At 36.3% G+C, this 16493-nt stretch carries 18 protein-coding genes; 15 read left to right on the forward strand and 3 right to left on the reverse strand.

The window, feature by feature from the left end; translation table 11 throughout:
- Nucleotides 1-29 precede the first annotated feature (29 nt).
- The 6 genes from QN089_RS05080 (at nucleotide 30) to QN089_RS05105 (ending at nucleotide 7099) form a co-directional block, all read left to right on the forward strand.
- Nucleotides 30-1220: a DUF4272 domain-containing protein gene (locus tag QN089_RS05080; protein WP_285216100.1), complete on the forward strand. Its 1191-nt coding sequence runs from the start codon at nucleotides 30-32 to the stop codon at nucleotides 1218-1220.
- A 292-nt stretch (nucleotides 1221-1512) separates the two neighbouring features.
- Nucleotides 1513-2517 carry an ABC transporter ATP-binding protein gene (locus tag QN089_RS05085; RefSeq protein WP_285216101.1) on the forward strand — a complete coding sequence of 335 codons (1005 nt, stop codon included), beginning with the start codon at nucleotides 1513-1515 and terminating at the stop codon, nucleotides 2515-2517.
- Nucleotides 2510-3502 carry an ABC transporter ATP-binding protein gene (locus QN089_RS05090; protein ID WP_087682599.1) on the forward strand — a complete coding sequence of 331 codons (993 nt, stop codon included), beginning with the start codon at nucleotides 2510-2512 and terminating at the stop codon, nucleotides 3500-3502. Before QN089_RS05085 ends, QN089_RS05090 begins: the two co-directional genes overlap by 8 nt.
- Before the next feature lie 21 nt (nucleotides 3503-3523).
- A complete protein-coding gene (locus tag QN089_RS05095; protein WP_285216102.1) occupies nucleotides 3524-5122 on the forward strand; it encodes an ABC transporter substrate-binding protein in 1599 nt (532 codons plus the stop codon).
- A gap of 67 nt (nucleotides 5123-5189) precedes the next feature.
- A complete protein-coding gene (locus QN089_RS05100; RefSeq protein ID WP_285216103.1) occupies nucleotides 5190-6194 on the forward strand; it encodes an ABC transporter permease in 1005 nt (334 codons plus the stop codon).
- 14 nt (nucleotides 6195-6208) lie between these two features.
- Nucleotides 6209-7099, forward strand: a complete 891-nt coding sequence (locus QN089_RS05105; protein WP_068454129.1) for an ABC transporter permease — start codon at nucleotides 6209-6211, stop codon at nucleotides 7097-7099.
- 42 nt (nucleotides 7100-7141) lie between these two features.
- Here the strand turns inward: QN089_RS05105 and QN089_RS05110 are convergent, their stop codons facing one another.
- Complete coding sequence (locus tag QN089_RS05110; RefSeq protein WP_068454126.1) at nucleotides 7142-7633, reverse strand: hypothetical protein; 492 nt, start codon at nucleotides 7631-7633, stop codon at nucleotides 7142-7144.
- A gap of 75 nt (nucleotides 7634-7708) precedes the next feature.
- Entirely contained in the window at nucleotides 7709-8596 is an 888-nt protein-coding gene (locus QN089_RS05115; protein WP_068454123.1) for a LysR family transcriptional regulator, read from the reverse strand.
- A 127-nt stretch (nucleotides 8597-8723) separates the two neighbouring features.
- Between QN089_RS05115 and hutG the strand changes: the two genes are divergently transcribed.
- The 3 genes from hutG to QN089_RS05130 all read left to right on the forward strand — a co-directional run bounded on the left by hutG (nucleotide 8724) and on the right by QN089_RS05130 (nucleotide 11455).
- Nucleotides 8724-9671 (forward strand): formimidoylglutamase, encoded by a 948-nt coding sequence (gene hutG / locus QN089_RS05120; RefSeq protein ID WP_285216104.1) that lies wholly within the window; start codon nucleotides 8724-8726, stop codon nucleotides 9669-9671.
- Between the two features lies 1 nt (nucleotide 9672).
- Nucleotides 9673-10854, forward strand: coding sequence for a sodium/glutamate symporter (gltS, locus tag QN089_RS05125; protein ID WP_068454117.1), 1182 nt, complete (start codon nucleotides 9673-9675; stop codon nucleotides 10852-10854).
- A 184-nt stretch (nucleotides 10855-11038) separates the two neighbouring features.
- The gene (locus QN089_RS05130) at nucleotides 11039-11455 is read left to right on the forward strand and encodes a GNAT family N-acetyltransferase (RefSeq protein ID WP_068454114.1); all 417 of its coding nucleotides are present in this window, start codon (nucleotides 11039-11041) and stop codon (nucleotides 11453-11455) included.
- Between the two features lie 188 nt (nucleotides 11456-11643).
- Here QN089_RS05130 and QN089_RS05135 read toward each other — a convergent pair whose 3' ends face one another.
- Complete coding sequence (locus QN089_RS05135) at nucleotides 11644-12150, reverse strand: DUF4352 domain-containing protein (RefSeq protein WP_285216105.1); 507 nt, start codon at nucleotides 12148-12150, stop codon at nucleotides 11644-11646.
- A gap of 121 nt (nucleotides 12151-12271) precedes the next feature.
- Between QN089_RS05135 and QN089_RS05140 the strand changes: the two genes are divergently transcribed.
- The 6 genes from QN089_RS05140 (at nucleotide 12272) to QN089_RS05165 (ending at nucleotide 16410) form a co-directional block, all read left to right on the forward strand.
- Nucleotides 12272-12886, forward strand: coding sequence for a hypothetical protein (locus QN089_RS05140; RefSeq protein WP_068454107.1), 615 nt, complete (start codon nucleotides 12272-12274; stop codon nucleotides 12884-12886).
- 110 nt (nucleotides 12887-12996) lie between these two features.
- Nucleotides 12997-13437, forward strand: coding sequence for a BrxA/BrxB family bacilliredoxin (locus tag QN089_RS05145; RefSeq protein WP_068454104.1), 441 nt, complete (start codon nucleotides 12997-12999; stop codon nucleotides 13435-13437).
- Nucleotides 13425-14222: a class I SAM-dependent methyltransferase gene (locus QN089_RS05150; protein WP_068454102.1), complete on the forward strand. Its 798-nt coding sequence runs from the start codon at nucleotides 13425-13427 to the stop codon at nucleotides 14220-14222. The genes QN089_RS05145 and QN089_RS05150 overlap by 13 nt, the downstream gene beginning before the upstream one ends.
- Nucleotides 14223-14339: 117 nt before the next feature.
- Entirely contained in the window at nucleotides 14340-15047 is a 708-nt protein-coding gene (locus QN089_RS05155; protein ID WP_285216106.1) for a hypothetical protein, read from the forward strand.
- 75 nt (nucleotides 15048-15122) lie between these two features.
- Nucleotides 15123-15683, forward strand: a complete 561-nt coding sequence (locus QN089_RS05160) for a TVP38/TMEM64 family protein (protein ID WP_285216107.1) — start codon at nucleotides 15123-15125, stop codon at nucleotides 15681-15683.
- Between the two features lie 151 nt (nucleotides 15684-15834).
- The gene (locus tag QN089_RS05165; RefSeq protein WP_068454093.1) at nucleotides 15835-16410 is read left to right on the forward strand and encodes a YpjP family protein; all 576 of its coding nucleotides are present in this window, start codon (nucleotides 15835-15837) and stop codon (nucleotides 16408-16410) included.
- Nucleotides 16411-16493 lie beyond the last annotated feature (83 nt).

Below are 16493 nucleotides of genomic sequence, written 5' to 3' on the forward strand. Positions count from 1 at the left end.
TAGAAGAATCATAAAGGAGGATGTTCTAATTGTCAGTAAACATCACGCTCTATGCATCATTAGAAAGTCCAACAACGATTTTTGAAAAAATAATGGAACAAAAACAAGATCGTTATATAGTAGAATTTGGGGAAGAAACACTCCAAATTTTTAAAAAAGGTCTATTTAAAAAGAAATTAATTGGACAATTTACACATCGAGTTCGCCAACAAGAAAATGCCAATCAATTTACACAAGGTTTAATCGGATATATTCATCAAGAAATACATGGTGATGAAGCAATTAAACAAAAGCTGCTTATTCAAGGCGAACATACGAATGTGATGCTCGGTTGCATGATTGAAGAAGATGAAGCAGAAGCATTTTTTCCTTCGTATTTTCAATTCATTCAACAGTTGAATGGCTTCATCTATGTACCATCAGGCGATATTATTTCGGTTGACGGACAAGAGATTGCAAATGGTGAAGGTCAAATAATTGCTGAAGATTTCACCGTACAAGTAGCAAAACGTGAATTGAAGTCATTATTTGACGTAACAGAAACAGTTGAAAATCAGGGAAGACGTGTAGCCTCGATTGCTAAAATGAAGGCACGACACATTCCTTATACGGAAAATCTCTCGCTATTACCAGACTCAAAACAGGTGTGCATGCGCTCAGTAGAAGAAATTGCGAGACGTGCTGCAGTCGTGTTAATTCTCATTCAATTTGTTCGTGAATTATTAGATGAAAAAGAAGAAACAAATTTAAAAACGTCAAAACGCATTGCAGAAGTCTTTTTAAATCGCTATGGTGTGAAGATGAATTTAACAGCTGAAGAAGAAGCTTTTTTAGCGCAAGAAGATTATACACAACAAGAATTAATTAATAAAATGTGGTTATATGAAGCAGTGTGGGTGATGTTATGGAGTATTCATTTAGTTGAAGAATTAGCTGAGCCAACACAGATCTGCGATGTAGAACACACATTAAATCTTTTAATGAATTACACAAATATTGGTGAGTTATTACAAGATGCCGAAGCACGTGACGTAACAGAAGTATTAAATCGTATGGATGAAAATTATCTATACCACTGGGCATGTACAGAAGCGCGTTTACAAGGTGAACCATCTCCAGCAGATTTAGATGATGGTGTTGTACTTGAACGTCAGCGTGCATTTAATTGGATGACACAATTACATGAAGAACAATGGGATGATGTAACTGTTCATTCTTAAGATAAAACAAGGTCTATTTTGTTAGCGAAATAGATCTTGTTTTTATTTTGTTTAAAAAGAAAATCAACAAAATAGATGACTTGTATTGTATAAGTAATCAAGGTTCATTAGTTTTCCTTTTATTTCAAAATAATGAATTTCACGATTTAAAGCGTTGAATTGAAGATAAAATAAAACATATATTGTATAAAAAGCTTTTTATACAATATATTTAAAAAGTTGTCTTTTTTTGTAAAGGTATTGTAAAATAAAAACAAGAATTTTCAGAAAATTAAATCGGGGGCTACTTACTATGAATAATGAACCGAATGAATTGCTTAGAGTCCACAATTTAGAAACGACTTTTTTCACAGATGATGGTGCAGTGCCAGCAGTAGACGGTATTTCATTTACATTGAGAGAAAGAGAGATTCTTGGGATTGTTGGAGAATCTGGCTCGGGAAAAAGTGTGACATCTCTTTCGATTATGGGATTAATTCCTTCACCACCTGGCAAAATTACAAATGGTGAAATTCAGTTTGGTGGTAGAGATTTAACAAAATTAAAAGAAAAAGAGATGCGCAAGATTCGAGGAAATGATATCGCGATGATTTTCCAAGAACCGATGACATCTCTCAACCCATTATTTACAATCGGTAAACAATTAAACGAAGCCATTTTATTACATAATAAAGGATGGTCAAAAAAACAAGCGACTGCACGTGCCATCGAAATGATGAAATTAGTTGGATTACCGCGTGCTGAACAATTAATCAAAGAATACCCACATCAACTTTCGGGTGGTATGCGTCAACGTGTCATGATTGCGATGGCGTTAGTTTGTGACCCGCAAATTTTGATTGCGGATGAACCGACAACCGCACTTGATGTAACGATTCAAGCGCAAATTCTCGCGTTAATGCGCGACTTAAATGAACGTCTAAACACAGCAGTTATGCTCATCACCCACGATTTAGGGGTTGTAGCAGAAACATGTGAGCGCGTCATTGTCATGTACGGGGGACAAATTGTTGAGGAAGGTCCTGTAAAAGAGATTTTTGAATCGCCACAGCATCCTTATACAAAAGGATTAATTCAATCTGTTCCGGATATGCGCTATAAAAAAGAGCGACTGTATTCGATACCAGGAAATGTACCAAAGCCAGGTTCAATTAAAAAGGGCTGTCGTTTTGCAGCACGTTGTGAATATGCATTTGACCGCTGTTTAAATGAAAATCCACAAATTTATCATACGAATGATCATCATATTTCAAGATGTTTCCTTGCAGAAGAAAAGGAGGTTGCACTGAATGACTGAACCATTATTAAAAGTTAAAGGATTAAAAAAATACTTTCCCATTAAAGCAGGTGTGATTGGTCGTCGTGTTGGAGATGTAAAAGCAGTCGATGATGTTTCTTTTGAAATTATGGAAGGTGAAACACTCGGTATTGTAGGAGAATCCGGGTGTGGAAAATCAACAACTGGTCGCTCCATTATGCGCCTCATTGAGCCAACTGCTGGTGAAGTTTATTTTGAAGGAAAAAATGTTTCGACAATGTCAAAAGAAGAATTACGAAAAGCAAGACGTGACATTCAGATGGTCTTTCAAGATCCGTATGCGTCGCTTAATCCTAGACATAATATTCAGAAAATTTTGGAAGAACCGCTTAAAGTGCATGGCATTGGTAACGACAAAGAGCGAAAAGAAAAGGTCGCAAAATTGCTCGAAATTGTTGGATTGAGTAGCTACCATGCAAGTCGTTATCCACACCAATTTAGTGGTGGACAGCGCCAACGTATTGGGATTGCACGCGCCTTAATGACAAATCCGAAATTGATTATTGCAGATGAACCTGTTTCAGCATTGGATGTATCGATTCAGGCACAAGTATTAAACCTAATGAAAGATTTACAACAAGAATTAAAGCTAACGTATATCTTCATTGCCCATGATTTAGGCGTCGTTCGCCACATAAGTGACCGAGTAGGTGTCATGTACTTGGGTAAAATGATTGAAATTTCTGAAAGTGAAGCGCTATATGAAAAGCCATTACACCCATATACACAAGCTTTACTAGCCGCAGTACCTGTACCTGATCCTGATTTTATGCGAGAAACGCAACTTTTAACAGGCGATATACCGAGCCCAGCGAATCCGCCAACAGGATGTGCGTTCCATACGCGGTGTCCTTTAAAAATGGAGCATTGTGACCAACGTGTTCCATTATTAATCGAAGTTGAACCTGGTCATTCTGTTGCATGCCATCTTTATACAGAGGCATTCAGCAATGATAATAAATAGAAAAGTTTTGGAGGGAATTGTATGAAGAAAAAGAGTTTTGTGTTCGTCCTACTCTTAATTCTCGTTTTATCAACTGCTTTAGCAGCATGTGGCGAGAAAAAAGATAGCGGTTCAGATGGCGACAAAAAAGAAAAAGAAAAAGTTCTTGTCTTTGGTCGTGGAGCTGACTCTGTAAAATTAGATCCAGCTGCTGTAACAGATGGTGAGTCACTGAATGTAACAAAAAATATTTTTGAAACATTAATCAATTTTGGTGAACAAAACACAGATTTAGTACCTGGACTTGCTTCAAAATGGGAAACATCAAAGAATGGCTTAGAATATACATTCGAGCTACAAAAAGGTGTTAAATTCCAAGATGGTACAGATTTTAATGCTGAAGCAGTTGTGAAAAACTTCGAGCGCTGGATGAATGGTAATGCTGAAAAGTTCCCATACTTCCAATCGATGTTCGGTGGTTTTAAAGGCGATAAAAATGCCGTTATTAAAGAAGTAAAAGCAGATGGTGAAGATAAAGTTATCATCACATTAAATTATCCGCAAGCACCATTTTTAAAGAACTTAGCGATGACGCCGTTTGCGATTGCATCGCCAACAGCACTTGAAAAAGAAGGTAAGAATTTCGAAAAGAAACCAGTTGGTACAGGTCCATTTACATTTGTTGAGTGGAAACGTAACGATTCCATTACATTGAAGAAGAATGAAGATTACTGGCAAAAAGGATTACCTAAACTAGATAAAGTCATCTTCCGTTCTATTCCAGATAACTCAGCACGTCTAAATGCTTTAACATCTGGTGAAATCGATTTAGCAGACGGTATTAACCCATCAGATGCAAAAATGATTGAAGATAATCCAAATTTACAATTATTCAAACGTCCATCTTTAAATGTTGGATACCTTGGTTTAACCGTAACACGTAAACCATTTGATGATAAAAAAGTACGTCAAGCTGTCAACTATGCAATTGATAAACAAGCGATTGTTGATACGTTCTATGAAGGACAAGCGGATGTAGCGAAAAATCCAATGCCACCAGTTATTAAAGGATTCAATGATTCGGTTGAAGACTATAAATATGATCCTGAAAAAGCGAAGAAATTATTAGCTGAATCAGATTATAAAGGTGAAACAATTGAACTTTGGGCAATGCCAGTGCCACGTCCATACATGCCAGACGGACAAAAAATTGCTGAAGCAATTCAAAAGAATTTAGAAGATGTTGGAATGAAATCTAAAATTGTCAACTACGAGTGGGGCACATATTTAGATAAAGCTTCAAAAGGTGAAGCAGATGCCTTCTTACTTGGTTGGACAGGTGATAATGGAGACGCTGATAACTTCCTATACACACTTTTAGATGAAGATAATATCGGTAGTAACAACTACACATTCTTCAAAAATGCTGAAACACACAAATTATTAAAAGAAGCACAAAAAGAAGTAGATGAAGAAAAACGTGCGAAATTATACGAAAAAGCACAAGAAATTATCCATGATGAAGCACCTTGGGTAGCGATTGCTTACTCAACACCTTTATTAGCAGGTAAAAAAGAAATTACTGGTTTCAAAGCTCATCCAACAGGCTCTGACCGCTTTGACACAATTGATTTTAAATAAGTAAACATGCGCTGTCATACAGAGTTGAACAGTGTGACAGCGCATATTATTTTAGGAGGTAACGTGTATGCTACGCTATACAGGAAAACGACTTTTACAATTAATCCCTGTCCTCTTTGGTATGACATTTATTGTGTTTATGATTGTACGAGCTATTCCCGGTGACCCAGCGAAAATCATCCTCGGTCAACAGGCAAGTAAAGAAGCTGTGGCTGCATTACGAGAAAGTTTAGGTCTCGATAATCCATGGTACATACAATACTTTAATTATCTAGGACAATTATTTACAGGTAACTTGGGAGAGTCGATTAAAACAGGTGAAGCTGTTAGTGCAGAAATCTACCCATATTTAGCCGCAACAATGGAATTAGGCTTTGTTGCAATGGTTATTGCTATTGTCATTGGCGTCAATGCAGGAATTGTGTCTGCATGGTTCCAAAATTCATGGTTTGATTATAGTGCGATGATTTTAGCACTAATTGGTGTATCGATTCCGATTTTTTGGTTAGGTTTATTAGGACAGTGGGCATTCAGTGTTGAACTTGGTTGGTTACCAACTTCCAATCGATTTGATCCACGAGATCCTGTTGAAGCCATTACGCATTTCTATTTAATTGATACATTATTTGAAGGGCGTTTTGATCAATTTTTAGATGTTGTGAAGCATTTAATTTTACCAGCGACTGCTTTGGCTACAATACCAATGGCAATAATTGCACGTATGACACGTTCAACAATGATTGAAGTGATGCGTTCGGACTTCATTCGTACAGCACGAGCGAAGGGACAAAAGATGTTTTGGGTTGTTTATAAACATAGTTTGAAAAATGCAGTCATTCCCGTATTAACAGTAATTGGTTTACAAACAGGGCTTTTACTTGGCGGGGCTATTCTAACGGAAACCATCTTTAGTTGGCCAGGTATTGGACGCTATATTTATGATGCGATTAGTTCCCGTGATTATCCAGTTATTCAATCAGGCATTCTAGTTGTAGCATTCTTATTCGTCATGATTAATTTACTCGTTGATTTACTTTATAGTGTGATTGATCCGCGTATTAAATACGATTAAGAGGAGGGAACAACATGACAGGTATTACACCCGAAATACAATTACCAGAAGAGAAAAGTAAGGCACGTAGTCCATTCCAAGATAGTCTACGAACTTTTCGGAAAAGTAAAGTAGCTGTAGTAGGCACAATCATTGTTGCTTTCTTCATCTTACTTGCTATTTTCGGTCCGTGGATTGCACCACAAGGGATTAATGAACAAAATTTAAAATTGCGACTCTTACCACCTTCTAGCGCACACTGGTTTGGGACGGACGTATTTGGACGCGATATTTTCTCACGTGTTATTTTAGGCGCAAGATTATCTTTACTAGTAGGTTTTGCGTCTGTTGCACTTTCCATTATCATTGGTAGTATATTAGGAATTTTAGCAGGTTATTACGGAAGATGGGTAGACACGATTATTTCACGTTTCTTTGATATCCTACTTGCCTTCCCAAGTATTCTACTAGCGATTGCAATTGTCACAGCACTCGGACCATCTTTATTCAATGCACTACTAGCGATTGCAATTGTCAATGTACCAAACTTTGGTCGCCTTATTCGTTCTAAAGTATTGAGTATTAAAGAAGAAGAATTTATTACAGCTGCTCGTGCGGTCGGAATGCGTGATACACGTATTTTATGGGGGCATGTATTACCTAATTCCATGACACCGATTATCGTACAAGGTACGCTGGCGATTGCTACAGCGATTATTGAAGCAGCCGCACTTGGTTTCTTAGGTCTTGGCGCACAAGCACCACAACCTGAATGGGGGAAAATGTTAGCAGATGCGCGTATTTATTTAATCAATGCACCTTGGACGATGATTTTCCCAGGTCTTGCGATTATGCTAACGGTACTCGGCTTCAATTTAATGGGTGATGGTTTACGCGATGCTTTTGATCCAAAAATGAAAAATTAATACGAAAAAAGGACTTCGGCATAATCCGAGTCCTTTTTATTTTTAGAAAAAGTATTTGAAATATAAAAAGATAATCGCTGCGTACACTGCTGTCGCAATAACCATATGTAATGGATCTTTTGAACGGAAGCCTACAATACGGTTATACCATTTACGGTCGACAACGATTAATTTTACTTTATCAGGTAATGCAGAGCGAAGTGTTGCAGAAGATACCCATGTTTTAACGATTAATTGTTCACCATTTGGACGTGTAAATGTGTAGCGTTGTGATAACGAAAACTGATCATATTTCACCGTCTCAAACTCGGAAAATTTATAAGATGCTAATTCTTCAATCGCTAAAATTTTATCCGTTGTCGGAGTGTCACGTGTTGGTTCGATTATGCGCACGAATAAAAAACGATCGACACCTGCTTTAAATAGTAAATGACTGGCACCCGGAACTTGTTTTGAATCCGTTTGTGCTACTTGATAACCTTTATATTGTTTATTTTTATTCATAAACTGTAAAATTTCATAGTTATTAATCATACATGCCGTCTCCTTTTCAATATACCTAGCGTAACATAGTTGAAAGCGAGTAAAAAACCCCTCTCCCTCAACTTTCTATAGCATTTTTGTGAAGGTTTGAATTTCCTCAAATAATGTAAGGACAGAACCTGGAAAACGACGATTTTTTAAATAGTATAAAAAGACAGGACGAGCTAAAATATTATCTTCAATCACACGATAGTCGAGTGTATCGGGAAAGGCATTTTTAATATAGTTTTCAGGCAAAATACTAATACCAAGTCCTTCATTCACAAGAAGTTTCGCCATTTCAAAGCGTTCAATTTGATAGTCAATTTTAGGTGTTAATTGTAATTTATCAAAAGCACTTAAAATCTGTTTACATGTTTCAAATTTCGGCATCCCTGTAATAAGAGAATCATCACATAAATCTTTCAATGTGATATGTTCTTTTTTAGCGAGTGGATGCTCCTTTTGGAAAATAACAACAAAGCGTTCTGTATAGAGCTGAATCCCTGTAATAGAAGGACTTTGAATGCGATGATTCGAAATCGCTGCGTGAATATGATATTTCTCAAGAGCTGTTACAACACGTGTGTTATACAGTGTATCAATCACTGAAAATTGAACAGCTGGATATTTCTTTGCGTAATCATACATAACCTTTGTAAACCAGCCATGTGCCGATTCAATCATGCCAAATACAATCTCGATTTCCTCTCCATGTACAATATCTTGAATTTCCTCATTCATAATTGAAAACTGTTCAAGTAAGGAAGTCGCACGTTCAAGTAGTAACTCACCTGTATCTGTTAATTTTAATTGTCTAGTCGTTCGTTCAAATAAAGAACTTCCAATCTCTTTTTCTAAATTCGCAATGGAATTACTAAGAGAAGGTTGTGAAATATGTAGCCCGAGCGCAGCTTTTGAGAAGCTAAGTGTTTTGGCTACTGTCACAAAATACGTTAATTGCTTTAAATCCAAGTGAACCATCCCTTTCATTTATAGTTTGAAACTATAAATATATACAAAATCAGTATTAGTAATTATATATAACAGAAATTATACTAAGAATACGCTTTCATGTAAAAGTTTTAAAGGGGGAGAGCCAATGTATGATTCGAAAGTATCAGCTTATTGGAATGGACGTGTTGATAGCGAAATAAATGAAGAGAGTTTTCGTTTACATCAAGTTGTCACACAGAAGAAAATCGATGAGCTTGAACATAATGCAGCAGACCTTGTTCTAATGGGTTTTGTTTGTGAAGAAGGAGTAAGACGTAATCAAGGAAGACTTGGCGCAGCAGAAGGGCCAAATGCTTTACGAAAAGGTCTTGCAAGCTTGCCGAAGAATGACCAACATATTCAGAATATTGTGGACGTTGGCAATATTGTGTGTGAAGGACAAAAACTTGAACAAGCACAACAACAATTAGGAGACGCTGTTCAGCAGGCACTAAAAACGAATGCGAAATGTATCGTTTTAGGCGGTGGACATGAAACATTATATGGACATTACTTAGGTGTACGTGCAGCATACGGTCAAGATGCTAAAATCGGTTTAGTGAATATTGATGCACACTTTGATTTAAGAAGTTACGATGAACAACCTTCATCTGGTACAATGTTCAAACAAATTTTAGATGAAGATGCAAATGCTTCTTACTTTGTTTGCGGTATTCAGCGCTATGGTAACACGAGAGAATTATTTAATCGTGCAGATAAGCTAGGCGTGACGTATTTATATGAAGATGAGATGACGTTAGCAGATGTTTCGGTAGAATTCGACCGTTTTGCAAATGAATGTGATATTGTATTACTTACGCTTTGTACAGATGTCATTGAATCGGCACATGCACCAGGGGTTAGCGCGCCGTCACCATTCGGGCTACATCCGAAAATGGTTCGCTCCATTATTCAACTCGTTACACAACACGAAAAAACAACAAGCTTCAACATTTGTGAGGTGAATCCAGCACTTGACTCAGAGGGGATTACAGTTAAGTTGGGAGCCTATTTAACAAATGAAGCGATGATCGGAATCACAAGGGGGAAATAATATGTTAGAAGTCAATCAAATTACAACATTATTCATTGCAGTAGCGATGTTTTTATTAGGTACATTTTTAGTTCGTAAAGTCGGCTTTTTAAGTCGCTTCTGTATTCCAGCACCGGTTGTTGGTGGTTTAATTTTCGCAATCATTGCGACAACTTTAAAAGCAACAGGCGTTGTCGAAATTGCATTAGATACATCGTTACAAAGTATCTTTATGATTACCTTCTTCACAACGATTGGTTTAGGCGCAAGTTTTAGACTGGTACGCTTAGGTGGCAAATTATTAATTATTTATTGGATTGCTTGTGGTTTCTTAGCACTTATGCAAAATGTCATCGGCGTTAGTTTCGCTAAATTATTCGGTTTAGAGCCATTATTAGGTGTAATGGCAGGCGCTGTGTCAATGGAAGGCGGACACGGAGCAGCTGCAGCTTACGGTGAAACATTACAAGGATTAGGCGTTGACTCAGCGATTTCAATCGGTTTAGCAGCCGCAACACTTGGTTTAGTTGCTGGTGGTTTAATCGGTGGTCCAGTTGTTCAATATTTAGTGAAAAAATTTGATTTAAAACCGGTAGAAGTACCAGAAGAAAAATATGTTGAGCAATACGAACATCCTGTAACTGAAAAGTCATTTATGAATCAAGTATTCTTAATTACATTCAGTATGGCAGTCGGTACGTATTTAGGTGAATTATTCTCAAATGCGACGGGCTTTGTGTTACCAGGTTATGTTGGTGCGATGTTTACAGCTGTCATCTTACGTAATGTAATGGACCGCGTAAAACCAGGCTTCATTAATATGAAAGAGATTAATTTGATTGGCGATATTTCATTAGGTATTTTCTTATCAATGGCTTTAATGAGTATCAAACTTTGGGAAGTAGCAGGTGTAGCACTTCCAATCGTCGGTATTGTATTCATTCAAGTCGTATTCATCACTGTTTTTGCGATTTTTGTGCTATTCAGAGCGCTTGGCAAAAACTACGATGCAGCTGTAATGGTTGCTGGTTTCTTAGGACATGGACTTGGTGCAACACCAAATGCGATGGCAAACATGTCAGCAGTTGTAAAGAAATTCGGCCCATCTCAAAAAGCATTTTTAATCGTTCCAATTGTAGGAGCATTCTTGATTGATGTATTTGGTATGCCAATCATCATTGCAACGATTAACTTATTCAAATAAAATGAAAAGGAATCGCATCGTGGTGCGGTTCCTTTTTTGATTACTGAATGAAAGGGACAAATCTGCGCGTGAAAGGGAATCCTGTTCGTTGAAAGGGACAAAAGTCGGCGCGCAAAAGGGAAAGTGACTCGTTGAAAGGGAATCTTAACCATGCATAATACAATACACAAAAAGGAGAGACACTATGATTCGATTATTCCAAGAAAAAGATCGTCAGTCGCTTCAACAATTATTTTTAGAAGTACGAACAAAGCATTTCTTTTGGGAAGATGGAGCATCTTTTGAGCTACAAGATTTTGATTTGCAAACACAGGATGAAATTATACTTGTTGCAGAAGATGAAAAAGGTATACTTCAAGGATTTTTGGCAATTTATGAACCAGATCAATTCATACATCATCTTTTTATCGCAAATGATGCGCAAGGAAAAGGAATTGGTAAACAACTTATTGATGAAGCGGTTAAGCGTTTTGGAACACCACTCACATTAAAGTGTGTGAGCAAAAATACAGCCGCCTTACAATTTTACTTAAAAAATAACTTTTATACAGTGGAAGAAGTTGATGCGAATCCACCGTATCATTTAATGCGCTTAGAATAAAGGAATTGAGCTGCTTTATGTAGAATACGAACAGTAATACGAATAGCGGTTGGGGGAATGTGGTTATGCTTCGTAAATTATTCGGGATGGTGCTCATTGTATTACTCATTTATTTAATTGTAAATTATTTACAAACAGGCGTGTAATCAAAAAAGACTTTAGCACGCAAGCCAAAGTCTTTTACATAATTATTCTTTTACTTCAAATTCCCAGTAAATATCTTTGGCATCTAATGCATCCGCAGGTAGATACTTCACTGTATATTTGCCAGCACCTTCTACATCATACTGAATTGCACCGTTTACATCGGCTCCTTTTTCATAGTCGCCACCTAACCGTTTTGCTCCACCATAAAAAGCGTCTAGTTCTTTACCGTCTTTGTATAAACGGAATGACATAGATGAAATATAAACTTTACGATCAGAGTTGTTTTTCACGTTAAAATCAAGTGTTAAGATTTTCCCTTTTTTCGGTTTACCATAAGGGTCGCTATCAGACAATTTCGCTGATTTTAATGTGTAGTCCACATCTTCAAATGTCACTTTCTCACCAAGTTTGTGATAGGTCACATCTTTTGTTTCATCATCTTTTTTTACTTCCGTTTTTGTACCTTCATCTTTTTTATCTGATGAATCACTACAAGCACCTAAAAATAGAGCAGCTAAAATGGGTAATGGAATTAATAATTTTTTCATGTACATGACCTCCTTTTAATTTATCCCTCATTTTCTGAATCTATAAACATTTCTTTTATTTTCAAGTAATTTTTTACTAAATATGATAAATTAATAATAATTAAATGTTAGGAGGAAGCGTATGAAGAAGTTATTATTAACACTATTTTGTATGACGGTGGTTTTTTCAGTGTATGGAACAAAAGCATTTGCAACGTCTGTAAAGTCGAGTGATTATTTACCAAGTACACAAAAAAGTCATTACAAAGAAGGTACAGGTTACTATTTAGATAATTATCGTTTTAAATATAAAACGGTATTTAAAAAAGGATATTGGCATACATATGAATATGATTATAAAAAGAAAAAATATAATACATATGTGTCTTCAAAATTAAAATATGTTGTGAAAAAAGATGGTATTCACACGATTGATTATCAAAATAATTATGGTGAGATTGATCGTATGGAGAGTAAGGTCTTACCAGCGACATTGAAAAAAGGAATGAAGTTTACAACGTATGCTAAACTGAAAGGTTATCCAACAGCTAAGTATCATAATGTAGTTGCTTCAACAAACGTAAATATGACGATAAAAGGCAAGAAATATAAAAATGTCGTAAAAATTGTTCAAGCCAATAAAAAAGAAAAATTAGTGCAGTATTGGGCAAAAGGCAAAGGAATCATCAAACACACGTATACGAATGGTGAAAATGGTGCATCGAAAATGCGCTCAACGTCTTATTTAATCAAATAAAATGATAAAAGTTCATAGAGTTTCTTCTATATAAATAGCATGCTATAATCATAGTGGAAACGATGTAAATAAATTCGTTTGATTTACAATGTAGAAATGAGGAAATCAATATGTCAAATGCTTATGAAGAATATATGCGCGGAATCGTTGCGCCAATGCGTCAAGAATTAGTAGATGCAGGTTTTACACAATTATTAACTGCTGATGAAGTAGCAGAACATATGCAAGAATCAAAAGGTACATCATTAATTATGATTAACTCAGTATGTGGTTGTGCAGCAGGTCTTGCGCGTCCAGCTGTTATTGAAGCAGTACAGCAAGTAGAGAACAAACCAGACCACTTAGTAACGGTGTTTGCAGGTCAAGAAAAAGAAGCAACAGAACAAATGCGTGCATTCTTTGAAGAAGTGCCACCAAGCTCACCATCGATTGCTGTTTGGAAAGATGGTAACCTTGCTTACTTCATTCCACGTGAACAAATCGAAGGACATATGATGGAAGAAGTTCGTGACCATTTAGCAGGTGCATTAGAACAAGTATGTGCAAAATAAGAACTGTTGCCACTACAGGTGGTAGACCAGACGCGCTTTCTATTGAGAAGGCGCGTTTTGTTGGTCATACGTTACAAATCGATGTTGTGCCACGCGATAAAAAATCGGTTCAAAAAATAGCAGAACGATACGAAGCAAATGTGATTGTAGCAGGGAAAAATCGCTATGAGTATTATGCTTATGGCGCAAAAGAGCCTTTCTTTTTCCATCCGAGTTCGGCTGCTTTTCGTGTGAAAAGACTTGCAAAGGGACAAGCAGATCCACTATTAGAACTTGCAGAATTAAAGCAAGGTGATTCATTTTTAGATTGTACATTAGGACTTGGAACCGACAGTATGATGGCGGCAGTAGTTGTTGGAGAAGAAGGACGTGTAGTGGGGTGTGAAGCGAATCCTAATGTGGCTTTTATCGTGAAACAAGGTTTACAACACTATGATTTCGAATCAGAGGGTTTATCACTTCTTCAAAATATGCGTCGTATTGAAGTCGTTTCGCAAAATGCAGTAGACTACTTAAAAACCTTACGAGACAATACCTTTGATGTGGTCTATTTAGATCCAATGTTTGAAGAAACAATCGAAGAATCAGTTCATTTTCAGCCACTTCGACAAGCAGGTGTACATGATGTGGTAACAGAAGAGTGGATGACGGAAGCAAAACGAGTGGCAAAAAGAAGTGTGGTTTTAAAGGCACATTACCGTTCTACTTTATTTGAAGATTTCCATTTCCAAAGAATTGAACGCAAAAATACAAAATTCCACTTCGGTATTTATAAAATAGGATGAAAAAGCATTATATATAATATATAATTACTATGTATTTGTATGAAATTATTCATTTGTTTAAGTCCTCAAGATTATTTATACTAAATATAATCATATGTAAAGGAAGGAAGTTTTGGCTTGGAGTACGTACAGCACCAAGTTCTTCGTAAAGGTTGTAATGGACAGAATGATGTAACGGTAATTTTATGTTCAAGCGAATTATCAAAAGAAGAACGTGAACAGATTGTAAAAGAAAATAAACAGAAAGAGATTGCTTTTCTTTTTCCATCTGACACAGCAGACTTTCGCGCAATTTTTTACATGCATAAAAAAGAACAGGATTTATGCTTTTTAGGGTTAACGGCCACTTTGCAAACACTACTTCAACAACATTCCTCTTATAAAGATTATTCGAAAATTACAATCGAAACAAATGTAGGACCTTTCGAAATGGATCTTGTCACGAAAGAATTTTCGTTAAAAGATTATCAACTATATGAAAAAATTAAAACAGCCGTAAACTCAGAACAAACGCCATATTGGACGAACGATGTTCCACACTTAAATGAGTATCCTAAAGAATGCTTTTTGTTAGATGTTCCTGAACCTTCGCTTGTATTAAGTGAACCGAATACAGAACACTATTTTTTGAAGTCGACACTCGTACGTCGAGAAGATATAGATGAAAGTTTTGCTAATCTATTTTCGATTTTTGATCAATTAAAATATCGACTACAGGTGAAATGGCATACACATCAGATAGAAGCCATTTTTGTTACGCTCTATATTCAAAATTTAGCAACAGGAAGTATGCTTCGACTGAACTCATTAAGTTTAGAAGCTTAAATAGAAGTAAATGAAACTGTAAGCAAACCGAATGAATCAGTTTGTTTACAGTTTTTTTATCGTAAGGAGGAAGCGATGCAGCAAGCGGTTATTGAATTATTTCAAACAAATCCCCAAGTAGCGATTATGATTAGTCTACTTTTAAGTGTAGCTATTAGTATATTAGGTGTAGTGCCGAGTGTATTTTTAACAGCAGCCAATTTAATTGTATTTGGTTTTTGGGGTGGTCTCTTGTTATCCTTCACAGGAGAAGTATTAGGTGCGACCGTATCATTCTTCTTATACCGCAAAGGTTTTAAACGATTGAACGATACACGTGCTTTTCAATATCCCAAAGTTCAAAAATTATTACAGGCCAATCAAAAAGAGGCTTTTGCTCTCATTATTTCTTTACGTATTTTACCGTTCATTCCATCTGGGCTTGTGACATTTGTAGCGGCAGTTGGACAAACCACATTTTTCACATTTTTTATTGCGAATATGATTGGGAAGATTCCTGCCATTGTGATTGAAAGCTTATCTGTTTATCAACTGCTTCACCTATCATTTGAATGGAAAATTGGTGTCACGATTCTAGGTTTAGGTGTTCTCATCTATATAATGAAAAAAGTAGGTGTAGTTGGGCGAAGTTCATAAAGTTTGCTAGAAAAATCGTCAGTAAATTGCAACTTTTCTGTAGAAAAGTGCGTTCTAAAAAGTATTGAGGGTTTTTCTTATAAATATTTTTCAGTCTATTGTACAATAGAGACAAATCAGGTGAACGACTAATAAAAAAGAGGGTGATTTTATGAAGAAATGGATTCAAAAGTTCCTTGTTTCAGCGGTAGCAGTAGTAACATTAGGTGTTATTACACCAAGTCATACCATTTGGAATAATATTTTAAGTGATGAACAGGCAAGTGCTAAGTCACAAAATATTGGCGAGGATACACAACACTCCACCTACATAGAATCAACTTTTGAAGAACCAACACAACCAGAAGTTGATTTGATTGTGGAAGCCAAAGAACAGGCTTATCAAAAATTCGGTTCTCGTATCGGACCGAAAATTCAGGAAGACTTTGATACACATATTTTTCCGAAAATCCAAGAAGCTATTGATCAAACTGTAACGAACGCAGAAGTACAGCAGCTAGCAATTACCGAAAATCCAAGTGGCAACTATGCTGAAAAGATGTTCAATATTTACGATGAACAAACCGGCAAAGACTTAATTCGATTCCACGTGCGAACAGAAAATCGCCCAGGAGAAGGGTATTACTACAACTTCCACTACCATACAGCTGAAGATCAATTTGCAACACATCATAATCTTGGGGATGTTTATTGGAGTAAAAATACGCCACCTAAATGGTTATCTTAATAATAGAAGAAAATACTGAGCGATTCATCGCTTGGTATTTTTTTATTGCTAATTTTAAGTTATTAATATATAGTAAGTTACAT

The organism is Kurthia sp. YJT4, assembly GCF_030219945.1.
GTDB lineage: Bacteria > Bacillota > Bacilli > Bacillales_A > Planococcaceae > Kurthia > Kurthia gibsonii.